This window comes from Pedobacter sp. 01N416 (genome assembly GCF_056399685.1).
On record NZ_JBFTRT010000801.1, the window covers coordinates 1 to 1710 of the forward strand.

At 37.4% G+C, this 1710-nt stretch carries 1 protein-coding gene and 1 pseudogene; one reads left to right on the forward strand and one right to left on the reverse strand.

Features of this window, described 5'->3' with window-relative positions:
- Positions 1 to 996 (reverse strand): annotated as a pseudogene (locus AC1DND_RS27300) (mechanosensitive ion channel family protein); the annotation flags it as partial.
- A gap of 241 nt (positions 997 to 1237) precedes the next feature.
- On the opposite strand from AC1DND_RS27300, the gene AC1DND_RS27305 reads away from it, so the two are divergent.
- The coding region (locus AC1DND_RS27305) for an AraC family transcriptional regulator ligand-binding domain-containing protein (RefSeq protein WP_477585921.1) at positions 1238 to 1710 on the forward strand (473 nt) is incomplete at its 3' end.

Below are 1710 nucleotides of genomic sequence, written 5' to 3' on the forward strand. Positions count from 1 at the left end.
GTTCCATACCGCAATGCCAATTCTTTTAAGTGGACTGAGGATATAATTCAACAGGTTAACAGAGAGATCGCGCGTAAAGGGGAAAATTCCAAACAGCACAGGAAAGGCCAGATAAATTACTGCCAGAATAATCCCATAACGAATGATTTTCAAGAGTATCGTAATTATAGCCAGTTGACGGTTTACATCTAATAACTCATAGTTTTTGATTTTTATACCATCTTTAAAACGTCCTTCTGCAGAGAAAAATTTGGTTGATATTTTTCTGAAGAGCCTGTTAATAAGATAGATTAAACCAATTACCACTGCAATAACCAATATTGTCAATAAAATTTCCCTCAATAATACCTGCCAACTGGTATCGTGAACGTATTTATCGAGAGCAGCTACTACTCGCTTTTTGATTTCTGAAGTGTAAACCTCGCGGTCGCTTCTGGCCCATAATGCATCCTGATCAGTTATAGAAAGCAATAAGGTGTTACCATAGAGCAAATCGGTAGTTTGTTCGGCAGGGATAAGCTTAAGTGAATCGGATGAAAAATTCGCGCCATCGCCAACTCTTTCTAGTCTGTCAGCCACAGCTTTTGTCCTGTCGGTGGCACTAAAACTGCCCAGCTTGGCATAAATAAAATAGAGTGTATCGCCATTAAATACAACTGGTACACCTTTGATAATCTTGCGTAAAGAATCTATCTGACTTATCTGACGGAAACGATGAATGGAATCTCTTTTTTTGAGTGATTTTAATTCAGCCATTAAACTTTCCCGTTGCAATTTGTCTGTTGTTCCCAGTGCGCTTACACGTTGTTCTAGTTCTGCTCGCTTAAGTGAATCAGAAAGCCGCTCCGCAGAGAGTTGATTTACTTTATTGAATTCGTTTTCTAGCTTTCCATTCTTTAGGCTGTCTGATTTTAATGTTGTGCTGTCCTGTCCAAAAGTGTAAATAGATACAGCAGCATTTAACAGAAAAATAGATAATGTAAAAAATTTCGTCATGTTATCTTAGGCTAGGTTAGCGAAAATAGCCAAAAAAATGAAGAAATACAGGCATTTATCGCCAATAGTTGCTGCGCTTTAGCCGTTACATTTTTTATATTTGTTTATTGCGGAATTGATTCCTCCAAGGGCTAATAGCATAAGAATAAAAGAATGGTCTATTACCATACTATAATGTAAAAGCACCTGAGTGGGGTATTTATTGCCATAAATTTATATAATTGAACGATGATTAAATAGTATGGAAGGGTTTTACAAGCAAAATGGTACATCTATAAATACTTTTTGGGTTGCCATGCCGGTAATGCGAAATTTAATATTACTTAGTGCAAGGAATGATGCAGAAGTAAATACCATTTGTAGTGCAGGTAACATTAATCGGGATGATCTGAGCAAGATAGAAATGAAAGTTTCGCTTGAAGCAAACATTGCCATTATGGATGCTATGCTTCAAATTTCTGCCGACAAAAATCTGGGACTCCACTTAGGAGAAAAGGCAACACCTCCCATTATAGGTCAGGCCGGTCATTTACAGCAAAGCGATAGGGATGTACTCTCTGCCTTCAAAAAAACAGTGTACTTTACCCGGACGTTTACAGCATTGTATGATTTTGCCCTTGAAGAAAAGAATAATGAAATTCATCTTCATTATGAACCTGTTCAATTATGGAATGATATAGATCCGGAAACGGCAAGGCATGGTGTAGATATCCC